Here is a 25951-nt window from a genome sequence, read left to right as displayed (position 1 = left end):
AAAACAAGTAGAAAAATGGAAAGTTTCAAAGAATTCTATTCTAAATAGATTATTGTAGACCGACTCCGTAAAGTATCAGTTATCCTCTGAGCTTTGTTACTTTAAAAATTTACAAAATATTTGATAAGTAAATTTTAAATTTCTATCTTCGGGTACGTAACCGAAATTATAAACTCTTTCTGCGGGACTATATTGCTCATTAGACTATTACTTATGAATAATTGCTTGCGATATTAACGTGTACGTACACATTACAGATTTAAACCTGTAGGTGTAGGTCGAAAGTGGTGCTTATTAAAACTTAAATTATGGAGAAAAAGACAAATCACCTAACATCAAAAATCTTGGCTTTTTTGTTAATGGCCTGTTCCACCATCGGCGAACTGGCTGCCCAGACCATTCGTATGCAGGGAAAAGTAGTCGATGAAAAAAATGCACCCTTGGCCGGTGTATCCGTTCGGGACACCGTTAACCGTACGGGCGTTACTACCGACCTTGACGGCCATTTCAGTATCATGACGAATAGTGGATCTACGTTAACCTTCTCGTTGATAGGTTACCTCAGTCAAAACCATAAAGTGAATGGAAGGCAACACTTAACCATTACGTTAAAAGAAGACATTTCCGCATTGGACGAAGTGGTGGTTATCGGTTACGGAACAATGAAAAAATCCTCGGTCACAGCGGCCGTGTCAAAACTGGAAAATAAAAATCTCGACCAGATTCCCTTAGCTAGACCCGAAGCCGCTCTCCAGGGTAGGCTAGCGGGCGTTAACGTATCGCAAACGCGCAGTGCTCCCGGTTCGGCGCCGCTGATACGTATCCGTGGTGGTTCAGGGTCCATTGATGCAGGCAATAGTCCTTTAGTGGTAGTCGACGGTTTCCCCGGCGGCTCGTTTGCCAATGTCAATATGAATGATGTGGAGTCGATCGAAGTACTTAAAGATGCTTCTTCTGCTGCCATTTATGGATCGAGAGGTGCGGGAGGAGTAATTATTATTACTACGAAACGTGGAAAAACGGGAAAGCCGGTGCTTAACATCAATGCAAATGGCGGTGTTTCGACAGCCATGGGACACGATGATTGGCTGGATAAAGATGAATATTACGCTTACGCTGTTAGATACCAAAACCGGGAATTTAATTATGTTGGTGGAGATACCAGTATTCCCGTTTGGGGAGACAATCGACGCCCTCCTCAATATCAGGTTAGCGATGCGCTAAGAAACAATGCCAATACCAATTGGCAAGATGCCCTCTTATCCCCTGCCCCTTTCCAGAACTACGATCTATCAGTAAGTGGTGGTACCGAAAACGTAAAATACTATGCATCAGCCATTATAAAAGATGTGCAAGGAACATTGAAAAACACCTGGTTTAAAAGTTACGGTGCGCGAGCAAATGTGGATGTAAAGGTAAACGATCGCGTGAATATGGGGCTGATGCTTAATCCCAATTATACACGTAATCGCTTATCCCCCCATGCGATGATCGACTTGGTCAAATATCCGCCATTTGTGCCAGTTCAAAACCCAGATGGCTCCTATCCAAAAGCGCGTGATTATTGGGGGCTCGTCGTATCCGGCCAAACGAATCCCATGGCATTTATGGAAGGTTCTTTCTACTTTGACGATGCCATGACCACCATAGGCGAAATGTATGCCAGTATCGATCTTGCCAAAGGGCTCAAAATAAAATCTTCCATAGGAACCACCATAAGTTATTCTTCTTCCGATCGGTTCCGAAGCACTTGGGGTTCAACCAATGGCATATCCATTGGTACAGCTAGTGACTCCAGAACCATTAACTTACTGAATGAAAACGTATTAAGTTATAATAAGGATTTTAATAATCATCACTTCGATGCGATTCTGGGAGCATCTTATCAAAGAGCAACCTCCAGATCATCGGCTATGGGGGCCGTACCCGGGTCATTCAATAATGACATTATCCATACCTTAAATAATGCGATTATCGATCCCGCCCAAACCAGGACGTCTAAAACAGAATGGGGACTCGTTTCCTATTTCTCTCGCGTTCATTATGCTTATAAAGACAAATACCTATTATCCGCTTCCATGCGAACGGACGCTTCATCGCGTTTTGGACCAAATAATAAATGGGGATGGTTTCCTTCGGCATCCCTTGCTTGGCGAGTTTCGCAAGAGGAATTTATGAAAAGTCTCTCTGCCATAAGTGATTTAAAGCTACGTGCAAGTTACGGTTCGACCGGAAATTTTAATATTGGCAATTTTGACTATCTAGGCCAAATCGGGAACACTTATTATTCGCCAAACAATGAGCTTTCCAATGCACAGGTACAAACTACCCTGGGTAATCCGTCACTCAGCTGGGAGAAAACGCAGGAATATGATTTCGGTATTGATTTGGGCTTATGGGCAAACCGACTTAATCTTACCGTGGATTATTACCAAAAAACCACCTCTAATTTGTTGTACAATGTATCTATTCCTGCGATTACCGGCTTTACAAGCTGGCTTACGAATATTGGAAAAATCCGCAATCAAGGGATCGAACTGGAATTGACTTCTCGAAATTTTCAAGGAGGATCTTTTTCGTGGTCGACCTCCTTCAATCTTGCTCATAATAAGAACAAGGTTATTGATCTGGGTGGGCTTTCCGAGCGCTTATATACGGATCGTTTTGGTATGAGCTGGCTGCTGCGACTGGGAGAACCCATGTTTTCTTATTATGGTTATCAAGCCATAGGTGTTTTACAAAATCAGGAAGAAGTAGCTAATACCCCCGTTCTTTCAGGATCCAAACCCGGAAATCCGAAATATCAAGATGTCAATGATGACGGGCGCATTAACCCCGAAGACCGGGTGATATTAGGTAGTTATATGCCGAAAACTATTTTGGGTTTGGTGAACGATTTCTCATGGAAAAATTTTGATCTCAGCATTGCCATTCAAGCTTCATTGGGTGCTAAGATCTATAACTTCGAGAACCAATATTACCAAGGCAATGTCTTAGGTGCAATGCGCCGCTCCTTAGTAGAAGGGCAGTGGTGGTCGGAACAGGAGCCGGGCGACGGAAAGATGCCTGCAGCGGCGTTAAGTCAATTGGAATTTCAGGCGAATTCCAGTATCTATATCGAAAATGCCTCTTTTCTTGCCGTTCGCAACGTAAACTTCGGTTATACTTTTTCCGAACACCTTGCGAACAAACTAAAAATGAAAAAATTTCGGCTCTACACTTCCATCAACAACCTTTTTATGATTACCGATAAAAATTTTCACGGCTATAACCCGGAAGGTTATACAGCTGGGGAAATCGACGGAATCAATAGTACTCCTGGTTATAATAGTGGTTCAGAACCTGTTAATCGAATTTTCACATTAGGCCTAAATGTTAATTTCTAGTCACATGAAGAAGATTTTCTATACGCTATGTTCTCTTGCATTTTTGCTAAGCGGATGCCACGACAGTCTACTAAACCCTGTTCCTGAATCGGTGTTAACTGAAAAAAACTATTACAATACCGCCAATGATATTGATCTAGCTGTATTAGGTATCTATAATAGATTACAAACAAGAAAACCAACCGATTATCAAATTTTAGAAGTACCAACTGATAACTTATATCTATCGGCGAATACCTTAATCGAAGGGACTCCCGAAATGGATATGTTATCTGTGAATGCTACGAATCCTTTAATCGCTGCTTTTTGGGAAACAACCTATAACGGTATTTTCCGTACAAATGCAGTACTAACTAACTTGGATAAACCGACAGACTATGCTTCAGGTGAAAAAGAACAATTTGAAGGAGAAGCCAAATTTATGCGTGCGCTATTTTATTTTGATCTGGTTAGGCTATTTGGCGACGTGCCCAAAGTTACCGGCATACTGTCTGTTGAAGAAGCAGCTAGTATCGGTAGAAGTGCCGAAGACGAAATTTTCGCCTTGATTATAGAAGACCTTGAACGAGCGATTGAAATACTTCCCCTGAAAAACGCTATTGAGAATGGAAGAGCAAATAAAGCGGCGGCCATCGCTTTACTGATAAAGGTTCATGTTTACCAACAAAATTGGGATCTTGCTAAAGCGCAATTGGATCGTTTCTTTAAGGAAGCAGGCTCTTCTTTTAGCTTGGTAAGTGATTTTAGCTCCTTATGGAAGATTGCATCAGAAAACAATACGGAAGTACTATTTTCATTGAACTACATTGACGGCTCGAATGGCCATAATTTATCCACGGCATTTCTGCCGAATTCAGGCGTTATTGGCATTGCCTCGCGCGGAAATGAAATTGCATTGCCTTCCTGGAGCCTACACAAGAATTATGTGGAGGGCGATAGGCGCAAAAGCCCAACCATTACGGAATGGTGGATTCCGCCAAACACACCTAATGTACCTCCTATTTGGTATCCCTATGTCAATAAATACGCCGTGCCACATACCCAAGGGCAATCAGGACTCGATTTACCGATTTTGCGTTATGCCGATATTCTACTCCTGCAGGCCGAAGTGCTATATCATCTTGGGCAACAACAAGAAGCATTGAATGCACTTAATAAAATACGAGAACGGGCCTTTGGAAATAGCGATCACAACTACACAACTGCATCAATTACAAATGAGCAAGACTTTTTCCATGTGTTATTTCTGGAACGGCAGCTCGAATTTGCGTACGAAAATGAGCGATGGTTTGACCTGGTTCGATCTGGAAAATTTGAAGAAGTTATGAAACAAGAAGAGCGATTATTTAATCACGCAAACCAAACACCCGTAAAAGTTACACTTAAGCCACAAGCCTATATGAAGCGTTTTCCCATTCCTCAACGTCAGATTGATCAATCGGCAGCAGGTATTTTGGTACAAAACGAAGGATATTAATTATAGACATAATAAAATGCCAAATCAAGAAATAATCTCCAATTCTACATCTTACCACAAGCCACGTACCCAATATTTCAAGCATTGGTTTGCCTCTTTAGGTCCCGGAGTTATTACAGCAGCGCTTGTATTCGGTCCGAGCAAAATGACAATTACCTCTAAACTAGGTGCAGATTATGGTTTCTCTTTATTATGGATTGTGGTTTTAGCCATTTTTTTTATGGCGATCTTCACTCATATGGGTGCGCGGATCGGCATCGCTGCACAGGAATCGCTATTGGGTGTGATCCGTAAAAAATGGGGTAAAATTTCCGCTATAATTATCGGTTTAGGGCTATTTTTAGTAGCGACGTCCTTCCAAGCCGGAAATGCCATCGGCGTAGGGATTTCCATTGCTGAAATCAATAATAGTTCTATTCCTATATGGATTATACTTTTTAACATCATTGGAATCGTGCTGTTATTTTTTCGCGGTTTTTATAAAATATTGGAAAGGTTGATGATTCTATTGATTGCGTTAATGCTCTTTTCGTTTATCGTCACTTTGTTCTTTGTTAAGCCTTCTGTTGAGGACATTATTACGGGATTCGTTCCTTCCCTCCCCGCGGGATCAATCGGTCTCGTTATCGCATTTTTTGCTTCGTGCTTCTCTATTGTTGGTGCATTTTACCAATCTTATTTAGTGCAGGAACGTAAAAAAAACACATTGGCTACGGACGGCCATCGAAATGGAAGTATGACAGGCATTATTATGCTGGGACTAATGAGCGCTATGGTCATGATCTGTGCAGCGGCCGTTTTGCATGCGGAAAAATTACCCGTGAATAATGCTTCGGACATGGCGCGGGCACTTGAGCCGTTATTTGGAAGATACGCATCCAGCTTATTTTTGATGGGACTTTTTGGCGCTTCCTTCTCCTCCTTAATTGGAAACGCGACGCTTGGTGGCACTCTGATAGCAGACGCATTTGGCTTTGATTATCAGTTGGATGCCAAAGCAGTACGTTTTTTTATCGCCTTGGTTATGCTTTTTGGAAGTGCCATTGCCATTGTTTTTGGGAAGCTTCCTTTGGAGCTTATTGTATTTGCTCAAAGTGTAACCATATTCCTCGTGCCCTTCATTGGCATCGCTATGTTTGTTATATCGAATGATACCCACATTATGGGGACGCTTGTCAATACAAAACCTACCAATTTTTTCGCCTCTATAGGTTTGATTGTCTTAATTATGCTGGCTATCAGCAATGCCAATGAATTATTCTTAAAATAAAATGATGATGCAGAATTTAGAATTATTAGAACAAAAGCTATACGAGCCTTCAGCTTCCTTAATCGCAGATATGTCTCAAATAGATGGTGACATTATGATCTTGGGTGCTGGTGGAAAAATGGGACCAAGTATGGCAAAAGCGGCGCATGTAGCCTCCAAACTTGCCGGTAAAGACCGACGAGTGATTGCAGTATCCCGATTTTCAGATGGGGAAAGCAGGGATTTGCTTCAAGCAAGCGGCGTCGAAACCATTACGGCGGACCTCTTAAACGAAGATCACTTACAGTCACTTCCGGACGTTGAGCATATTATTTACCTCGTAGGACAGAAATTCGGAACGACGGGCAAAGAACCGTTTACCTGGATCATGAACACCTATTTACCAGGTAGAATAGCCGAGCGCTTCAAAAATTCGCGTATGGTTATATTCTCTACCGGAAATGTCTACCCCTTATCATTGGTAACTGCAGGAGGATGCTCAGAAGAGCAAAGTCCGGAACCTATTGGGGAATATGGACAATCGTGCCTCGGACGGGAGCGGATCTTCCAATTCTTTGCTGAGAAATATCAAATTCCCACCTTGATTTATCGCCTCAATTATGCTATTGATTTACGATACGGTGTTCTACTGGAAATTGCCAAAGCAGTGATGGAAGACAAACCTATTGATCTTCGTATGGGGAATGTAAATGTCATCTGGCAAGGAGATGCCAATGAGATTGCGTTGAGATCTTTGCTCCACTGTACCGTACCCGCTAAAATTTTAAACGTCACGGGGCCGGAAACTGTTTCTATTCAATGGTTAGCGAACCAATTCGGTAATTTATTAAACAAAACTCCCCGTTTTATTAACGAAACTCAGCCAACTGCCCTTCTTAGCAATGCATCAGCGGCCCATCAGTTATTCGGTTATCCGAAAGTAACCTTAAGGCAAATGATCGAGATCACCGCTAATTGGTTAAATCATGGCGGAAAAACCATCGAAAAGCCGACGCATTTTCAAGAAAGACAAGGCCGATTTTAAGACCAAACAACATTATCACATGAGCTTTCAATATTTATCAGCTGAGAAGAAATCGCTTTTACAAACGGGTACCGTTATTCCTGCGCATCCACTAGCGCTGAACGCCGATAGGACTCTAAATGAATTCTATCAACGTCAATTGACGCGCTATTATATAGCATCCGGCGCAGGTGGAATAGCCATAGGCGTCCATAGCACGCAATTTGCAATACGATCACCCCATGTCAATTTATATGAAAAAGTGCTAGCTATTGCTGCGGACGAAATTGAGCGTAATCGTCCCCCTTATCCTTTTTTAAAAATTGCCGGGATCTGTGGCCGCACCGAACAGGCCATTAAAGAAGCGCAGTTAGCCAATAAATATGGTTACGATTTAGGCTTATTGAGTCTTGGCGGACTAAACGAATGGAGTGAAGATCAAATCCTGTTGCATGCAAAAGAGGTGGCGGAAATAATTCCTATTATCGGCTTTTATTTGCAACCAAGCGTGGGTGGCCGCATATTTAGCTATGATTTTTGGGCAAAATTTGCCGAAATAAAGCATCTCGAGGCCATTAAGGTTGCCCCATTCAATCGTTATCAAACCCTGGATGTCGTGCGCGCGCTATGTCATTCAAGCCGTAAAGATGACATTGCGTTATACACGGGTAACGACGATAATATTGTCGCCGATTTATTAACCACCTACGCTTTTCCCATCAATGGCAAGCTAGTTACCAAAGAATTTGTTGGCGGATTGCTGGGACACTGGGCCGTTTTTACAAGCAAAGCGGTGGCTCTACTGGAAGAAATAAAAACGTGTAAACGAACCAACTTTACCGGTGTTCAGGCATTACTTACCAAAGGTGTGCAAGTAACAGACATGAATGCGGTAATATTCGATTCAGCCCATCAATTTAAAGGTTGTATCCCGGGAATACACGAAGTACTACGAAGACAGGGCCTTTTACCCGGTCGTTGGTGCTTGGATCCTGAAGAAGACCTTTCAGCCGGACAAATGGAAGAAATTGATCGCATTTTTAATGCCTATCCGGATTTAGTGGATCACACATTTCTCCAAGATTTCTTAATTAAAGATTTGTCAAATGGAAAAAGATAGAACGATACAAATTATTGAAACCGATAGTGCTTTTGAAATTGAGAAGCTGATTCGTCCCTTTGGCTTTAAGGGGGCTTACCTCACCGAATTATGGCAAATTGTCACCAAACTAAGAGCTTCTTCCAGTTTAGAAAGTATCGGCCTGTCTAATCAAAGTATTTTATATGGAGACGCCGATTTATTTGTTAAGTATGGCGAAACAAAAGGTAATGCTTTGATGTATGCATTGACTAATAGCACTTTAAATCTGATTAAGGAAACGCCTTTTACTCATCCCATTTCTTTACAGGAGAAAATATTCCCTGATTTGATTTCAAATGGAAAATCCATCACGAACAAAGCCGATCTGCATATTAATTTTATACTAAACTCTTATGTGGGCATTGACCATGCAGCTTGGCTATTATTTGCTGCCGAACATGGTCTAGAAACTTTCGATGCGCTTATTCCGGCACCGTATCAGTCGGCACTATCCAGTAAAAGTGATCGGCTGGCAGTCATGTTCCAAATTCCTTATGGTATGCCCTTGGAACAGATTAAAGAAGCCGCCCAATCGGGTTATTTTGTTTTCAAAATCAAAACCGGTTATCCAGGCGATCAACAAACGATGTTACAACATGATCAAGAACGGTTAACACAAATTCATCAGGCACTTCAAGCTTATCGAACTCCCCATACCAAGGACGGTAAAGTACTTTATACCATGGATGCCAATGGACGATACGAAAAAAAAGAAACGTTTTTAAAGTATTTGCAACATGCTGAATCTATTGGCGCTGCCAAGCAAATATTATTGTACGAAGAACCGCTTATGGAATCAAATGAAGAAGACATTTCCGATGTGCCCATACGGATTGGTGCTGACGAAAGCGTTCATGATGAACAGGGGGCAATTGTTGCTATACAGAAAGGATATCGGGCTATTATACTAAAAGGAATTGCAAAAACGCTTAGCATGTCGATAAAAATCGCAAAAGCTGCTTGGGAAAAAGGAATCCCCTGTGCTTGTTCTGATTTAACGGTTAATCCTATTCTGGTAGACTGGCATAAAAATCTAGCGTGTAGGGTGCTTCCTTTCCCTGATATCGGCATGGGGCTGATCGAGACCAATGGTGATGTGAATTATATTAATTGGGAAAAGATGTGCACTTATCATCCTAAGAATAACGCGAACTGGACGAAAATCAAGCAGGGCGTGTTTTATTTAAATGAAGATTTCTATGCAACAAGTGGTGGTATTTTTGAAAGCGCTGAACATTATAGTTCTCTGCTTTAAACGCACGCTTTATGTATACATCTCATTAAACGTTCAAATAACAACTTGACATATGGAAAAGCAAACATCCAGAAGATCTTTCCTAAAAGACACAGCTACCTTAGCAACCGTAGCCGGGTTGATGAATCTATCAATCCCCTCGCTGGCTAATACCAAAAAAGTAAAAATGGGCTTTATTGGCGTTGGAAATAGAGGGACACAATTACTGCGTAGCTTTATGAAGCAAGCAAATTGTGAAGTTGTAGCCCTGTGCGATATTTATGAACCCTACTTAACCCGAGATGATAGTCGAGTTAATCAGCGATTTAAAGAAGAGAATGGGGCAAGAATACCGCAAATGGGCGAACAATTCCCTATGCAGGTGAAACGCTATAAAAATTATAAGGATCTATTGGCAGACAAAAATGTGGATGCTGTATGTATTGCTACACCGGATCATTGGCATGCCCTGCAAACCATCGACGCGATCAAAGCAGGAAAAGATGTTTATATTGAAAAGCCCTTAGGTATGACGGTTTATGAAGGACAGAAAATGCTGGAGGCCCAAAGGCAGAGCGATCGTATTGTCAGTGTTGGTCTGCATCGGAGAGCCTCTATCGTACATCAAAAAGCGGCTGAGATTGTGCAATCGGGTCGCTTGGGAAAAATTACCTTAACACGTTCCTACACCTTTAATAATTTATTCCCCCGAGGCATCGGGAAGCAAAAACCGGAAATCCCACCATCCGATTTTGACTGGGATTTATGGCTTGGTCCCCGGGCCTATCGGCCCTACCAATATAATATTGCACCCTATAAATTTAGGTGGTGGAGCGACTATTCGAGTCAAATGGCCAATTGGGGTGTGCATTATGCAGACTTGATGCGTTGGATGTTAGGGGAAACCGCCCCCATCGCCGTCTCAGCCATGGGAGGTAATTTTGTTGTTGATGACGACCGTACCATTCCGGATACCATGCAAATCTGCTTTGAGTTATCAAAAGGCACATTAGCTGTCTTAGGTATTTACGAAGGATCAAGTGGCAAACCTTTTCCTTATGGCGAACTGGAATTCAGAGGTACGAATGGAACGATGTACGTTAGTGATCGGGGTTATCGAATTTACCATACTACCGAAGGACAATTTCAGAAATGGGATCATTACCTAGAAGATGAGTCATTTGACTTAACACAAGCAAATCTTCCGAAAGGGTATTCATTAGATATTACCGAAAACATGGTAAGCGATTTTCTACATAGTGTACAAACAAGAAAGGAGCCTTGTTGTCCACTACAGGAAGGGCATTACTCTACGGTATTTGCACATTTGGCTAATATCGCATTGGAAAAGAAGCAACAATTAACCTGGGATCCGCAAAAGGAAGTCTTCACGAATCACGAAGAAGCGAATAAATACCTGCACTACGCTTATAGGAAACCCTATCATCTTTAAGTTTATACTCATCAACCATCGCGATCATGAAAAAAGAAATTACAGCTTCCCGACGTTCATTCCTAAAGAAAGCATCACTTAGTTTACTTACGACACTGCCGATAGCCGATGCCTTATGCAAAGCTAACCAATTAATCGATAATTCCTCCAGCATTCAGCTTCAAAGAGATGATATCATACTTTTTCAGGGAGATTCGATTACCGATGCCGGAAGAAAAAGAAATGATCATTCGATGAATAATCCCCTGGCACTCGGTTCGGGATATGCATTCTTGGTTACTTCTCAACTTCAATTTGATCATCCTGATAAACCAATGGTCTTTTACAACCGCGGTATAAGTGGCAATAAGGTGTATCAGTTAGCTGAAAGGTGGGAAGAAGACTGCCTAAAATTAAAACCAAACGTATTAAGCATATTGGTTGGTGTTAATGATTTCTGGCATACAAAAACCAAAGGCTACCAAGGAACCACTCGCGACTTCCGCCAATCCTATGAGCAACTTTTGAAAGCAACTAAAGCCCGCTTACCGCAAGTCAAGTTAATTATCGGCGAGCCATGGTATCAGCCTGGCTTCAAAGGAAGTCCGTATGAGGCACTGCATCCTGAGTTTGCCAGCTACCAATCAATTGTCAAAGAATTAGCACAACAATTTAAGGCTGCTTTTATACCCTATCAAGCGATATTTAATGAGGCGCGTAAGATTGCTCCTGATAATCATTGGTCATGGGATGGTGTTCATCCGACGGTAGCAGGTGCCTGGCTAATTGCGCATTCCTGGCAAAAAGCTATCGAAATTTAAATTATGAACAGATAAGATGAAAAAAAAATGCATTGCGTGGCTACTCATTATTTACGGTATATTTCTTTTTTTTACCTGTAAGCATACAGATAAACAAGAGGAAGAAGCACCTATTTTCCTGCTGGATTCAACCTATGTAAGTGTAAATATTGTAGCGAGTCACTTAGATGTACCGTGGGAAATTACCAGCGGACCCGACGATGAAATTTGGTTTACAGAGCAATCAGGAAAAGTTAACAAGATAGATGCTAAATCAGGTCATATCAAAACACTTCTTACGCTACCGAACCTTTACCGTGAACGGACCGCTGGATTATTGGGAATGGTAACACATCCAAATATGTCCGAAACTCCTTATGTTTTTATTGCCTATTCTGCGCGTAAAAGTGATCAAGTTCATGTTTCAAGGGTGGTTCGCTACACCTATGAAACAGATACATTGGTTCACCCCTTAACGATATTGGAATATCCGGCATGGAAAGGCCATTTTGGGGCCCGAGTAGCTATAGCTCCGGACGGTAAATTGATCATAGCCACGGGCGACGGCGCACAAAATGAGAATGCGCAAAATTTAGCCTCTCCAAATGGGAAGATACTGCGCTTTAATATAGATGGAAGCATTCCTTCAGATAACCCGTTTCCAAACAACGCAGTATGGGCTTGGGGTTTACGAAACCCACAGGGACTTGTTTTTAGTCCCAAGGGGATCTTATATAATTCCGACCATGGTGATGCCACAGACGATGAGGTCAATATTATCCAAAGGGGTGGCAACTATGGCTGGCCTAAAATAGCCGGATACGTCGACAGCCAAGAAGAACGATTATTTGCCCAGGATTCTATATTAGCACCGCCCTTACATGCTTGGACACCGACCATCGCACCCGCAGGTTTAGCTTATTACGCATCAGCTGAAATTCCCGAATGGAAAAATACATTGCTATTGGCAACCCTAAAGGGTAATAGCCTATATGCGCTTCCGTTAAACAAAGAAGGGACGAAGGCCGATACGGTTTATCATTTTTTTGAACGCACCTTCGGTCGCATCCGCGCCGTATACGCGTCCCCTGACGGAACAGTGTATATGGCCACCAGTAATCGTGATTGGAATCCCAATGGATTTGCAGAAGAAAATGATGATCGCATTTTACAAATCAAGAAAGTAGACAAAAGCATATCAACTGCCAACCTTGTATTAAAAGCAAAAATCGCAAGTAATACTAAAGAGATGCGAAGTGAGGGAGAAATACTCTATACGAATTACTGCGCCTCATGCCATAAACCCAATGGTCGTGGTCTTACGGGGACCTACCCTTCGCTTCTGCATAACAAAGTAGTTGAAGGAGAAACAGCCGAATTCATTCGCTTGATATTACACGGAAAAAATGAAATGCCGAGCTTTTCCTTTCTTAATGACAAGGATTTAGCGATTGTATTAAGTTATGTACGAAAGAAGTTTGCGTCTAAAGGAAAGCAAATAAGCAAAGACGATATTAAAAAGGAGAGAGTGAACCATTAACATGGATACACGTATGGATACAGGAGAATACACATTCGATGCCATCGTAATAGGCTCCGGTATAAGCGGAGGCTGGGCAGCCAAGGAACTTTGTGAAAAAGGACTAAAGACATTGGTAATAGAAAGGGGGCGGATGGTTAAACACGTAAAGGATTATCCAACGGCTATGCTGGATCCGTGGCAATTTAAGCACCATAATAACAAGACGCGACAAATGGTTGAAGATAATCCGATTATCAGCAAACATTATGCTTTTGATGAGTCGACCGAACATTTTTACATTCGTGACGACCTCCACCCTTACATTCAAGAAAAGCCATTTGATTGGATTAGAGGTTATCAGGTGGGCGGTAAATCTTTGTTATGGGCAAGGCAAACGCAGCGCTGGAGCGATTACGAATTTGAGGCGCCCAAACGGGATGGTTTTGCAACGGATTGGCCTATTCGGTACGCTGACCTTGCGCCTTGGTACAGTTATGTCGAAAAATTTATTGGCGTTTCGGGCAATAGAGACGGCTTGGAGAACTTGCCTGACAGCGAGGTCCTTCCGCCTTTCGAAATGAATGCAGTGGAACTGCATATTAAGGATAAAATTAAACAAGAATTTCCGGATCGACCCGTAATTATAGGACGATGTGCCCATATTACAAAACCGGAAGACATCCATCTACGACAGGGAAGAGCAACCTGTATGGCCCGATCACTTTGTCAAAGGGGGTGTCCATTCGGTGCCTATTTCAGCTCCAATGCCTCTACCCTTCCCTGGGCTGAGAAAACGGGAAATTTGACCATCCAGCCAAATACCGTTGTCCATTCCATTATTTACGACGAAAAGTTGGGAAGAGCTACCGGCGTAAGAACCGTTGATACGATTACGAAGAAGGAAACGATCTATAATGCCCATATAATATTTGTGAATGGATCTACCTTGAACAGCAATCTTATTTTATTGAATTCCAAATCAAGTAAATTCCCGAAAGGTTTAGGAAATCTTAATAGTCTCATGGGTAGGTATATCGCCTTCCATAACTACCGAGGAAGAATAACGGCGACGATGGAGGGCTTTGAAGACCGTTATTATTATGGTAGAAGGCCAACACAGGTTTTTATGCCCTCTTTTAGAAACGTTTACCAACAGGAAACTGATTTTTTAAGAGGCTATATGATTGCCTTCAATGCCAGTCGATCAAGTTGGAATAAGTCGGCAAATGGGATTGGTCAGCACTTAAAAGATAGCCTCACCGAAGCTGGCCAATGGACGATATCTATGATGATGCAGGGAGAAACGGTGCCGATTTACGACAATCATATTCGATTAAGTACAACAACGAAAGATCAGTGGGGTGTACCATTGTTAATCACTTCCATTGATTATACAGAAAATGATGAAAAGTTGATGCGCGACTTTCTGCGAGAGGGTGCTGCTATGTTAGAAAAAGCTGGCTGTAAAAATATAAAGACAGCAGACCAAAAAGAGGTTGGTAATCGCAATCCGGGACTTGAAGTGCATGAAATGGGAGGTGTACGCATGGGGAACGACCCGGACACATCCTTGTTAAATAAATGGAATCAATTACATCATTGCAAAAACGTATTCGTTACGGACGGTGCCTGTATGACTTCCACAGGCAATCAAAATCCATCATTGACTTATATGGCGCTTACCGCACGTGCCGCTAATTATGCTGTTGAAGAATGGCAAAAAGGCAATCTTTGATCGCCTTTTTGTTAAACAAGATAGATTAGGTTCTTTCGTAAAGAACCACGCCGTTAACAAGGGTATAATGAATATTAAAATCGGCATCAAAAATTACCAGGTCTGCATCTTTCCCTACGCTGATCGACCCCTTTCGATCCAACACATTCATAATGCGTGCAGGTGTATAGCTTAACATTTTTACCGCTTCCACTAAAGGTACCTCCGCTACGTTCACCATGGTTCGGAGTAAACGATCAGCAGTTGCGACGCTACCTGCGAATGAACTTCTATCCGGCAACTTAGCCACATCATCTTCAACAATAACCGCTAAACCATTTTCTTTACTACCTAAAATACTAGGGCCGGGAGGCATAGCAGCTCCACGCATTGCATCCGTGATCAAAGCAATCCTGTCGGGACCCTTAATCTTGTAAACTAATTTCAACAAAGGTGCGGGAAGATGTACACCGTCGGCGATGATCTCGACATCCATTTCATCAATCAGAAAGGCAGCTTCTATTACACCTGCATAGCGAAAGGCATTCTTCCGTGTCACACTTGACATTGCAGAGTATAGATGGGTCGCCAAGGTGTATCCATTTTCAAAGGCTTCCACTACCTCTTCATAAATCGCATCTGTATGGGCAACCGATGGAATAATATTATGTTGCCGAAGATAACGGCCGAATTCGATGGCTCCTTTTCTTTCAGGTGCGGCACTCCAGCGGACGATCGCATTAGATGATTGCACAATTTCGCGATACTCATCGGGATCAGGATCTCGAATGTACCGCGGATCTTGGGCTCCCCGCTGATTCATCGAAAAATAAGGGCCTTCAATATGTAAACCTAAAAATGCCGCACCACGTTTATTTTTGAGATGTGCTTCTTCATAAACCTTCAATGTATTCAGGAGATTTGCCTTATCACTTGTCAAGCTTGTCGCAACCATCGCCGTCGTACCAAATTTCACGTGCGTTTCTGCTACTTTGAGAAAGGCTTCTACTTCACCGTCCATAAAATCTGCACCACCACCACCATGAATATGCAAGTCGATAAACCCTGGCGAAAGATATTTGCCTTTTGCATCTATATGAATCGCATTCGGTATTTCTATATCTTCCTCCAATATATCCGCAATTTTCCCATTTTTAATAAGCACAATCGCTTGGTCTATCACTCGTTGCGGGCTAATCAATTTTGCACTATAAATTTTTATTGTTTTTTCTGTCATATAAAATTATGCCGATACACCGGCCTTTAAGTTAAAACCACTTTCTAATTTTATGTCCATATGCTGCGTAATAAATAAGATATAAATAACAAGGAAATAAGACCCAATAAGCCATTCGAAGATTAAAAGCATCGGCAAAATAACCGTAAGCTAAGGGCAAAATAGCGTTACCACAGAGGCCCATAATCAATAAAGAACCGCCTAATTTAGTGAATCGCCCTAATCCATCGAGTGCCAATGGCCATATCCCGGCCCATATCAAGGAATTGCCGAAGCCTAATAGCACGACAAACCATATCGATATGTCGGTATGATGGCCTAATATAGACACATTTCCCCGAGCAAAAATTATTAAGAGTGTTAAGGCAGCTCCAAGAAGGGTGCAAATGCGTAATGCATTCACCTGGCTGATCCACCGGGGAATACAGATAATGCCTAAGCAATAACCACAGATGGTGACAAATAAGGTATAAGATGGGAAAACTTTCGCCTCCAACAAGGGAATATCCATAGAGCCTGCATAATTAATGATCGTATCTATTGCAATTACCTGCGTGCCGACATGGATAAATATAGCCACAGCGCCCAAAATTAGATGCGGAAATTGAAAAATGCTATGTTTATCACTATTCGCCGCTGCTACCTGCTCATCCTCTTCTTCCGTATTGATTTCAGGAAGTGGCGAGTACCGCACGCCCAAACCAATTAAAACAAGCGTTATTCCAAGAACCGTGTACGGGGCAATAACCCTTCGTATCAGCTCATCCAGCTCTTGCGCTCGTTCGGCAACTCCCATATGTGTTAACTGTTCAAATAAGGCCTGATCTGTTGGTTTCAAAATAACGGCAGCAAATAAAATCGGCGCTAATATTCCGGCGCCTTTGTTACAAATCCCCATGATACTGATGCGTTGAGCGGCCCGTTCTTTTGGCCCCAAGATCGTGATGTAAGGATTCGCTGCCGTTTGCAAAATGGCCAGGCCGATACCGATCGTAAATAAGCCTAACAAGAAGATGCCATAGGTTCTACTGAGGGCTGCAGGCACAAATATCAGCGCTCCCAAAGCCATCGCAAAAAAGCCGACCATCATGCCTTTTTTGAAACCCAGGGCTTTCAATAAATAGGAAGCGGGTACCGACATGACAAAATAGGCGATGTAAAACGCGAAGGCTACTAAATATGATTGAAAATGCGTAAGCTCGCAGGCAATCTTAAAATAAGGAATAAGGATCGCATTTACCCAGGAAACGAAACCAAATATAAAAAACATTAAACCAATAATCAGAATGGAAATCGTGGTATCTTTCTTGGTCAACGTACTTACAGTTACTGTTTTCATTGTTTGTCTTTATAATCTTTCTGCAATAGGCAATATATCTGCCGGTCCTTAAATATTTAATCCAGCGTAGGCTCCCAGCCTGCTTCATAGCTTCGTTTCCAGAATTGAAGCGCTTCTTCATTCGCTAAAATATGCCCATTGGTAGGGTCCGTTTTTAACAGGCCACCTGCACGCTGCGCGATATTTCCCAGTTGCACCAGCAGGGTACTTTTGTGTCCACTTACTATATCTGCATTTAAATCCGTTCCCTTCTTTATTGCATCAAAAAAATTCTGAATGTGCAGTGCATCGAGAGCCTGCGAAGGATTTGTAAGATTTCTCGTATCGATTTCCTTGCTGTTTTTTACTTCCTTTACTAACTTATTCTGAAGATCATAAACGGCATAACCATTATCACCATTGATTTGTAAAGCACCATTTTCACCATAAAAAATGACACCCACGCTTGCTCCTTCTATGGTGCGTCCATTACAGCTCCTTCCCTCCCATGTAATGGTACCTTGTTCGCCAAATTCCAAGGCTATCACTTGCGTGTCAGGCGTTTCCCAATCGTCTTGATAACGATATCTTCCTCCAGCGGAAGTCACTTTGGTTGGATAATCAACTTTCAGTCCCCAACGCGCCAAATCAACCATATGCGTACCATTATTTAGTGCTTCTCCGGTACCCCAGTGCCAAAACCAATGCCAATTATAGTGCAATATATTGTCCTTATATTCTTTCCGAGGTGCCGGGCCCTGCCAAAGATCAAAATTCAGCCATTCGGGTACGGCAACTTTCTTACCGATACCAATCGAGGGTCGATTATTGGTATACCAAGTTTTTGCAAAATAAGGTTTTCCGATAATGCCGTTATGTAAGTCTGAAATTCCCGCAGCTACATTTGGCCACGATCGGCGTTGATTCCCCATCTGAACCACATTTTTATACTTTTCCGCAACTTTCACCAATAATTCACCCTCGTATGGATTATGGCTACATGGCTTTTCCAAATACACATGTTTTCCTGCTTTAGAAGCTAAAATAGCAGCAGGCGCATGCCAATGATCGGGTGTTGCAATGACCATCGCATCTACCTCTTTCCGATCTAAAACCTTTCGGAAATCTCCTTGACTTTTCGGCTCTCGGGATTGGTTTTTAGCTACTTGACTGATACACTTAGCCGCTGCCCTTCGATCAACATCGCAGATGTAAACTACTTCACAATTTGGTTGACTAGAAAAATTGTTTGCTAATGCCAGCCCTCTTGCATTTACCCCCATCATCGCGACATGGACCTTCTCATTTGCACCTACGATATTCGCATAACTCTTCGCAGAAAAGCCTGGCAAGATGCCGCCAAAGGTAATAGCCGAGGTTCCGATTGCGGCCGACTTCAGGAAAGATCGGCGGGATTTGTTGAATTGATTCATCATAATTTCGCTCTCCGTTATTGATTAACTCAAAATGTATAATTTGGGTTTTGTTCTAATGCTTTATTGCGATCCCATGCTTCTCTTGGAATCGGGAATACAATGGGTCGGGTATGTAACCAAGGTTTCTGATCAACATTTAAGTCGTTAATATTCGGTCTTTCCTTCCTTATAAAGTCGATGAAACGACCTCTTCGATTGAGATCTGAAAATCCACCCGTCGGTTCCCATATAAATTCCACCCGTCTTTCTTTAAAGATTGCATCTAGGGTTTCTTCCTTTCCTAGACCAGCCGAAAGCTGGTCCAACCCGGCTCGTTCGCGGACTTTATTAATTTGTACTATGGCATCCGACGTTCTTCCAATTTCGTTGAGAGCCTCGGCATAATTCAATAAAGCTTCCGAAAAACGCATGATCGGTGCGTTAATCCCCGAATTGTTGATAGTAGGTTTTTCCCAATACTTCGTTACAATATATCCCGTTTTCGACCAACCTGTCGGCACTTCATTTGGCATCACAAAAGCAGGCATATTTTGATGAGGTTCTCCCGGACCGATAATTACGTCCCAATACCGTTTATCTTTTATCTTGCCTTGATCATCCTTTTCAAATGTATTTACCCAGTGTTGCTGTGGTACAAAATTGCTCCAGGCAGCTCCTCCGGTAAATTCAGAAGGCGCACCGCGGGGTGCTGTTCTCTTCACTAAATTGTTCCCTTCACTATCTTGCGAAGGTCTGAACTGCGTAGAAAATAGGATCTCTTCATTATTTTCGTTTTCCTCGCTGAATACATCTCTAAACTTGGGTACCAAGCCGTGAACACCTAACTGTATCAGCTCTTCCCCATAGCCAACCACATCTTCATACTTTTCTTGCCACAAAGCGGCTTTAATAAGCAAAGCCAGGGCCGATCCTGTTGTTGCTTTTCCAACATTATTACCTGTCCAGGTCTTCGGCAAAGCGGTCTTTGCCGCCAAAAGATCCGATTCAATTAATGCCCAAACCTCTTCGGCACTTGCACGAGATACTTCCAAATTAGAAGAAGCATCTAGGATTTCAGTAATTAGCGGTACACCTCCCCAATAAGTAACCAGCCGATAATAAAATAAAGCTCGTAAAAACTTTGCTTGCCCCAAGATAAGTTGTTTGGACTCTTCAGCGATATTTTCCATAGCGCTAACCTTATTAATTACTATATTTGCTCTACTTACACCAAGGTAAGCTCCCATATACATATCTCTTAGAATTGTATTGGTTGCGGGAAAAGCCAAGGTGTGTAGTTCGATTCGGTTAGCACTTCCATCCATCTCGTACATATCACCTGCAATTGCCCATTCAACATCCGCTGCATCTCTTACATTGCTAAAGGTTTCCTCTCGCTGTAACATACCATATGCGCCATTTAAACCGGCCTGTGCATCCGATTCGTTAAGGTAAAAGTTTTCCTCTGTTAATGTATCTTTTGGTGATAGGGATAGAAATTTATCGCCACAAGACATCAAAATGAAAAAGGTTAAAAAACCGAGTATATAGGTTGTTTTCATTTTTTTATTTTTAGTATGTAACTCCATGTCATTCATTAAAGTCCGACTCTTAGTCCTAACATATACGTTCTTGGTATAGGATATACCCCGTCGTCAACACCCGAAGCCAATGGACTCGTACTACCGATTTCCGGGTCGAAGCCGGAATATTGTGTAAAGGTTAGTAGGTTTTGAGCGCTCACATAAACGCGAATCCGTTTGATCAAACCCTCATCGGCGAATAAACCGCTAGGCAAGCTGTAACCCAAGGTCACATTGCGTAGGCGAAGAAAATCTCCTTTTTCAATGTAAAAAGAAGAAACATTGGCATAATTTCCGTTGGCATCGGTATAAGTCAATCTTGGAACCGTATTACCGCCATTCTCGGGTGTCCATCGATTTAGAACCTCCGCCGATGCATTAATGACACCACTCCCTCCAAAGTATTTAATCGGGTAGGTCGAAAATTTGTTTACATGAAAAATCTCATTCCCTGCAACTCCCTGTAACAAAATATTCAAATCGAATCCTTTATAAGAAAAATCCATATTTGCACCATATGTTAACGACGGCCAAGGACTTCCAAGCTTGACACGATCCGCATCAGACAATACACCATCCCCATTTACATCTCTAAATCTAAAATCGCCTGCCTGTGCATTCGGCTGCAGTGCTTTATTCACTTCCTCATCCTGTTGATAGATTCCATCTACTATATATCCTCTAAAATATCCGATAGGCTCGCCAACTTCGGTGTATGATGAGCTCATACTCGTAAAACCGACTGTTGGTCCAGTGATAGGACGACCCGTCCCCAATGATAATACTTCATTTTTCAGTGTTGCCAAATTGAAGCTCACATCGTATTTAAATTCGCCGCTGTTACCATTATATCCCAGTAGTAATTCCAATCCCTTATTCCTAACCTTTCCACCATTTACGGATGGTGCGCTCTCAAAACCTGCCTCCATCGACACCGGTAAACTTACCAACATATCCTTCGTATCTTTAATATAATACTCTGCGGTCAGATACGCGTGATCATTTAAAAAGGAGGCATCAAGTCCGATATTAATCTGCTCACTCGTTTCCCATTTTAGGTTTTGATTTCCCGGGCGGATCATACTTGCGCCAATCGCTAAGCCTTGATCCGGACCTAGCACATAATTATCGCCCACTCTTCCCAATCCGATTGTACTCGCATAGCTAAAGGCGCCAATAGCGTCGTTTCCTAACTGTCCCCAACTGGCCCTTAATTTCAATGAGTTGATCGCTTTGATCTGCTTAAAGAACGTTTCTTCCGAAATATTCCATCCTGCCGAGAAAGAAGGAAAGTTTCCCCATTTATGATTCGGACCAAAATTAGAAGAGCCATCCCGGCGAATACTTGCCGAGAAGAGATATTTATTTCGGTAAGTATAATTAATGCGGCCCAGGTAAGAGGCCAAGGAATATACGGATCCCGTGCCATTGGCTCTGCGTTCTAATTCGGCACTACCATTGATAATCTGAAGATTCTCGTTCTGGAAATCTCTAGCCGTTACACCGATCCAATCGTTCGTGTTTTTTTGTGCCGTTTGACCAATAACCGCTGAAATATTATGCTCATTAAAGGCCTTATTAAATGACAAGGTATTTTCTATCAACCAATTCAATCCCTGCGTATACGTCTCTCCCAAAATAGCTTGTAAGTTGCGATAATGACCTCTTTCAACTTTAGGTTCCCAAGTGGTGCTTCTATTATTATTGGCGTCAATGCCAATGCTCGTCCGCCATTTCAGGCCATTGACGATTTCATATTCTCCATAGGCATTTCCATACATCCGCATATTTTTCAGAAAGTTTTCCATCGACTCTGCGCGGAGAATGGGGTTGTCACCTTGGGTAGAATAATAGGCTGAAGAACCGTTAACGACGTCTCTTAAACCCAGTGTGGGGTAAAATTGTTGTGCAAGGTTAAAGATACCCAGCCGAAAATCTTCATTGCGCTGCCCTTTACTATGGGTATAAGCAAAAGCCAAGGTTCCTCCAAATTTTAGTTTATTGCTCACATTGACATCCACATTGGCTCTACCCGTATATCGCTTACTCCATGTTTCGATTAAAGTCCCTTGTTGATCCCGATAGCCTAAAGAAAGAGCCGCCTGCACTTTTTGAGATCCGCCACTTACATTCACATCGTAGTTCTGTAAAGGAGCAGTGCGGAACACCTCTTCAATCCAATCGGTTCCCTTACCGAACGAAGCAGGATTAGCCCATTCGGGATTAGGGGTCATATTCGAGTTACTATATAATTCGTTAGCCAAGGTGGCAAATTCTTCCGCATTTAAAAACCGTGGCTTCTTCCACAGTTGCTGCAAACCACCATATGCATTTAGTTCAGCTGTCGTTACCCCTTCCTTTCCTCTTTTGGTCGTAATTAATATTACTCCATTTGCCGCTCTAGCGCCATATATAGAAGCAGCCGCCGCGTCTTTTAAAATCTCAATCGATTCGATATCGTTTGGATTTACGATTGACATTCCATCAACTCGATCGGTACTTCCACCGACGGTCATACCGCCACCGCCAACTGGGAATCCATCAATTACGTATAAAGGTTCATTCCCACCAGTCGTACCAACACCACGAATGCGGACGGAAGTTGCACCACCCGGGGCACCCGTTGTTTGACTAATCGTAACCCCGGGGACTTTGCCTTGGATAGCGCCTGTAAAAGAAGCAGATGCCACTTTCTGCAATTCAGTAGCCTTAACAGAAGATACGGAACCGGTAAGTTCTTTCCGCGATTGCGTACCATAACCAATCACTACGATCTCCTCTAAGCTGGTAAAGTCCTCTTCCAAACGAACTTGTAAAGATCGCCGTCCCAGCAAACTAACTTCTTGTGGCTTATATCCTACAAAAGTAAATAGGAGTGTCTCCTTCCCTGTCAAACGCCTGAGTTGGAATTTGCCGTCTAAATCGGTTGAAGTACCTGCCACCCCACCTTTAACCTTGACACTGACCCCGGGTAGCGGAGATCCATCGGAAGCGGTTACGTTACCGACTACATCAATAAAATCTTGCCTATTCAACCTGTTGGTTTGCTGAGTACGTGCCATTACTTCTTCTCCAAGAAGTAACATCCATACTACGCTAAGAAAGAGAGCGTAATTTTTTCTTCTCATAAGTTTTAAGGTTAAGTTTCTGAGTTTGTGGTTTACATATAAGATTTTATTTATTTCAAGAAATATTCAAAGAACAAGTAAGCAATTTCATTTGCCTCGTTATTCGGCTCATGTGTAGGCCTATTGTGCATAGCGACACGATTATCATAGCCAAACCTGTGGTTTAGTGCTATGATCCGATTTAATGTGTGCCATCGGTCCGGCGGATCCTCGGCACCTCCTAGTACTAAGAAAGGTCTCGGTACCATAAGTGCATGCAACTCATGCAGATTATATCCATTCTTAATAAGCCAGGGATATAATCCAAAAGCCGGATTTTCCTTACTTATCAAGCCGCGTTTTCGCCATGGTTTTGGATGATAACCCAGGTACCACGGCTCCCAATAATTGATCGATTCACGATCATGCTGAAATAAAATTCCCGGATCTGACCATACGGCGCAAGCAAAACGATCGAACAAGCAAGAAGCGAACATGGCCCATTTACCACCAAAGGAATGTCCCATAATACCTATCTTATCGGATGAAACCTCCGGAAAGTTTGCCAATGCATAATAGGCATTAGCGGCTGCGTAAGCCAACATGGATAAAGGTTGTACCTGCGCATGCTTTATATTCGGATAAAACAGGGAAAATTCTTTTCTTTCTGAAGTGGCTGAAGTTCCAATAGATAACGTTATAAAGCCTCTTTTTGTTAACTGCAGAGCGAAATCACGATTTGGTTTTCCTTTACCTATAGCCGTTTCCGGTTCATAAAATACGGTGATAACTGCCGGCTTCTTTCCCTTGGTTTTTGGCACCAATAAATAGCCGGTTGTTTCCTCCGTTGGCGTCCAGTAAAATTTCACTTCACACTCAAAGTAGCTTTCTTTTTCATTGGTATCGATAATTGACAGTTGTTGCTTCTTGAGTAAGGCCGGCCAATTTCCCATCAGACTATCCCAGCGCTTTTTTATTTCCAGTTGGCGCTTTGAGAAGTCTTGCACGGTGGATACACTATCGCCATTGTAAAAGATGTTGAGTGGTCGAAGTGAATCTTGTTTATCCTTAAACTCTTGTGGTGGGCTAAAATAGGGAGCAATTTTTTTCCATATCTTTTCTTTTTGGCTATTAAACAATGTTGTTTCCTGCGCATTTAACGAAAATGCGAAGCCTAGATATAGTCCCACCAGTATCCATCTCTTATAGTCACGTTTTACCATTGCCTTCATTTTATTGCATAATCTCATGCAGAAAGACGGCGGCCCCTGCCCTGCTTTTACTTAGATCAGCAGCTTCCATAAAGGCCAATATTTCCAGTGTCTCTTCTTCTTGAACAGGGGGCCGTTTTGTTTCAAAGAACTGCACGATTTCTTCCAATAAGGGTTGATAACCTTTGTATGGGCCAATTAACTGGATTCCGGTTGTGCCAAAAGCAGTCCCCCCAAAATCACGTTTTCCCTTTCGGATCCCTCTGAAAGTTCCCAAACGTCCATCGCTCCAAGTACCTACCACGATGTCAGTGTCTGGTGTAGAAGTTCTGGTAACTGATTTACATCCCCTTCCCATCACGGCATAAAGCGTTTCCACGCCATGTATGCCATACCAAAACAGGTCAGGATGTGTGGCTTCCAAGGTAGCAGGGCTATAGGTATCTGCGCCCGTGACATCGCCAATCGACTTCACTTCCGTTATTTCTTTAATATGCTCGGCATAACGCAAAGAAGAAGCGGAAAATACCGGAATTCGCTTTTTCCTCGCGTATTCGAATATTTTCTTTGCATCGCGATAGGAAGCGGCCATGGGTTTATCAATAAAAAGAGTTTTTCCGGCATCGATGACGGGAATAGCTTGCTCGAGATGCAGGCGACCATCATTAGTTTCCAATAATACGTGGTCAACCTTCTTCAATAAATCAGCAATAGAATCTACAATTTCTATTCCTAATGTGCTGATCTCTTGCGTATAACCGGCTATTCTTTTGGCGCTACTTTCAATATCTCTACTACCATAAGGATAGGCAGCAATAATTCGATAGCCCTTTAATGCTGCATCCGGTGTAGCCGCATTTAAGGCTTTGGCAAAGGCAATACTATGCGATGTATCTAAACCAATGATTCCTACCCGTTTTCCATTCACATTTTTGAAACTTGCTTTGCCAGTCAGCGGAAGATTGAGCAGGCTGATTGACAAGCTCGAAATAGCTGCCTTTTTGATAAAGTCTCTTCTTGGAATACTATTCATAATTTATTTTTATACAACGTGTACGTACACGAATACTTTTAATGATAAAATAAGCTGTCTTATAACTT

Annotated in this window: 17 protein-coding genes; 10 read left to right on the top strand and 7 right to left on the bottom strand. The window is 42.4% G+C overall.

Annotated elements, in window-relative coordinates:
• Positions 1–308 precede the first annotated feature (308 nt).
• From FKG96_RS11700 to FKG96_RS11655, 10 genes are read left to right on the top strand one after another with little or no spacing between them, the layout of a single operon-like run.
• Positions 309–3386, top strand: a complete 3078-nt coding sequence (locus tag FKG96_RS11700; protein WP_130857586.1) for a TonB-dependent receptor — start codon at positions 309–311, stop codon at positions 3384–3386.
• A gap of 4 nt (positions 3387–3390) precedes the next feature.
• Entirely contained in the window at positions 3391–4863 is a 1473-nt protein-coding gene (locus FKG96_RS11695) for a RagB/SusD family nutrient uptake outer membrane protein (protein ID WP_130857587.1), read from the top strand.
• A gap of 16 nt (positions 4864–4879) precedes the next feature.
• Positions 4880–6133, top strand: coding sequence for an Nramp family divalent metal transporter (locus FKG96_RS11690; RefSeq protein WP_130857588.1), 1254 nt, complete (start codon positions 4880–4882; stop codon positions 6131–6133).
• Between the two features lies 1 nt (position 6134).
• Complete coding sequence (locus tag FKG96_RS11685) at positions 6135–7157, top strand: NAD(P)-dependent oxidoreductase (protein ID WP_242627351.1); 1023 nt, start codon at positions 6135–6137, stop codon at positions 7155–7157.
• Positions 7099–8256 (top strand): dihydrodipicolinate synthase family protein, encoded by a 1158-nt coding sequence (locus FKG96_RS11680; RefSeq protein ID WP_207303795.1) that lies wholly within the window; start codon positions 7099–7101, stop codon positions 8254–8256. Before FKG96_RS11685 ends, FKG96_RS11680 begins: the two co-directional genes overlap by 59 nt.
• Positions 8243–9532: an enolase C-terminal domain-like protein gene (locus FKG96_RS11675; protein ID WP_130857589.1), complete on the top strand. Its 1290-nt coding sequence runs from the start codon at positions 8243–8245 to the stop codon at positions 9530–9532. Before FKG96_RS11680 ends, FKG96_RS11675 begins: the two co-directional genes overlap by 14 nt.
• A gap of 52 nt (positions 9533–9584) precedes the next feature.
• Positions 9585–10964 carry a Gfo/Idh/MocA family protein gene (locus FKG96_RS11670; RefSeq protein ID WP_130857590.1) on the top strand — a complete coding sequence of 460 codons (1380 nt, stop codon included), beginning with the start codon at positions 9585–9587 and terminating at the stop codon, positions 10962–10964.
• Between the two features lie 26 nt (positions 10965–10990).
• Positions 10991–11764, top strand: coding sequence for an SGNH/GDSL hydrolase family protein (locus FKG96_RS11665; RefSeq protein WP_130857591.1), 774 nt, complete (start codon positions 10991–10993; stop codon positions 11762–11764).
• Between the two features lie 16 nt (positions 11765–11780).
• Complete coding sequence (locus FKG96_RS11660) at positions 11781–13283, top strand: PQQ-dependent sugar dehydrogenase (protein WP_130857592.1); 1503 nt, start codon at positions 11781–11783, stop codon at positions 13281–13283.
• Position 13284: 1 nt separating this feature from the next.
• Positions 13285–15000: a GMC oxidoreductase gene (locus FKG96_RS11655; protein ID WP_246860273.1), complete on the top strand. Its 1716-nt coding sequence runs from the start codon at positions 13285–13287 to the stop codon at positions 14998–15000.
• 25 nt (positions 15001–15025) lie between these two features.
• Here the strand turns inward: FKG96_RS11655 and nagA are convergent, their stop codons facing one another.
• Genes nagA through FKG96_RS11620 form a run of 7 tightly spaced genes read right to left on the bottom strand, consistent with a single transcriptional unit; the run spans position 15026 to position 25883 of the window.
• Entirely contained in the window at positions 15026–16216 is a 1191-nt protein-coding gene (gene nagA / locus FKG96_RS11650; RefSeq protein WP_130857593.1) for an N-acetylglucosamine-6-phosphate deacetylase, read from the bottom strand.
• Between the two features lie 31 nt (positions 16217–16247).
• Positions 16248–17555, bottom strand: coding sequence for a sugar MFS transporter (locus tag FKG96_RS11645; protein WP_013666113.1), 1308 nt, complete (start codon positions 17553–17555; stop codon positions 16248–16250).
• A 56-nt stretch (positions 17556–17611) separates the two neighbouring features.
• Positions 17612–18970: a Gfo/Idh/MocA family protein gene (locus FKG96_RS11640; RefSeq protein WP_130857594.1), complete on the bottom strand. Its 1359-nt coding sequence runs from the start codon at positions 18968–18970 to the stop codon at positions 17612–17614.
• A 26-nt stretch (positions 18971–18996) separates the two neighbouring features.
• Positions 18997–20511 carry a RagB/SusD family nutrient uptake outer membrane protein gene (locus tag FKG96_RS11635; RefSeq protein WP_165447041.1) on the bottom strand — a complete coding sequence of 505 codons (1515 nt, stop codon included), beginning with the start codon at positions 20509–20511 and terminating at the stop codon, positions 18997–18999.
• Between the two features lie 35 nt (positions 20512–20546).
• Positions 20547–23660, bottom strand: a complete 3114-nt coding sequence (locus FKG96_RS11630; RefSeq protein ID WP_130857596.1) for a TonB-dependent receptor — start codon at positions 23658–23660, stop codon at positions 20547–20549.
• Positions 23661–23710: 50 nt separating this feature from the next.
• Positions 23711–24862: a prolyl oligopeptidase family serine peptidase gene (locus FKG96_RS11625; RefSeq protein WP_130857597.1), complete on the bottom strand. Its 1152-nt coding sequence runs from the start codon at positions 24860–24862 to the stop codon at positions 23711–23713.
• A 10-nt stretch (positions 24863–24872) separates the two neighbouring features.
• Positions 24873–25883 carry a Gfo/Idh/MocA family protein gene (locus tag FKG96_RS11620; RefSeq protein WP_130857598.1) on the bottom strand — a complete coding sequence of 337 codons (1011 nt, stop codon included), beginning with the start codon at positions 25881–25883 and terminating at the stop codon, positions 24873–24875.
• Positions 25884–25951 lie beyond the last annotated feature (68 nt).

This window comes from Olivibacter sp. LS-1 (assembly GCF_008245145.1).
In the GTDB taxonomy this organism is placed as follows: Bacteria; Bacteroidota; Bacteroidia; order Sphingobacteriales; family Sphingobacteriaceae; genus Olivibacter; species Olivibacter oleidegradans.
The sequence above is the reverse complement of the archived record's forward strand: the minus strand, read 5'-3'. Positions and strand labels throughout refer to the sequence as shown.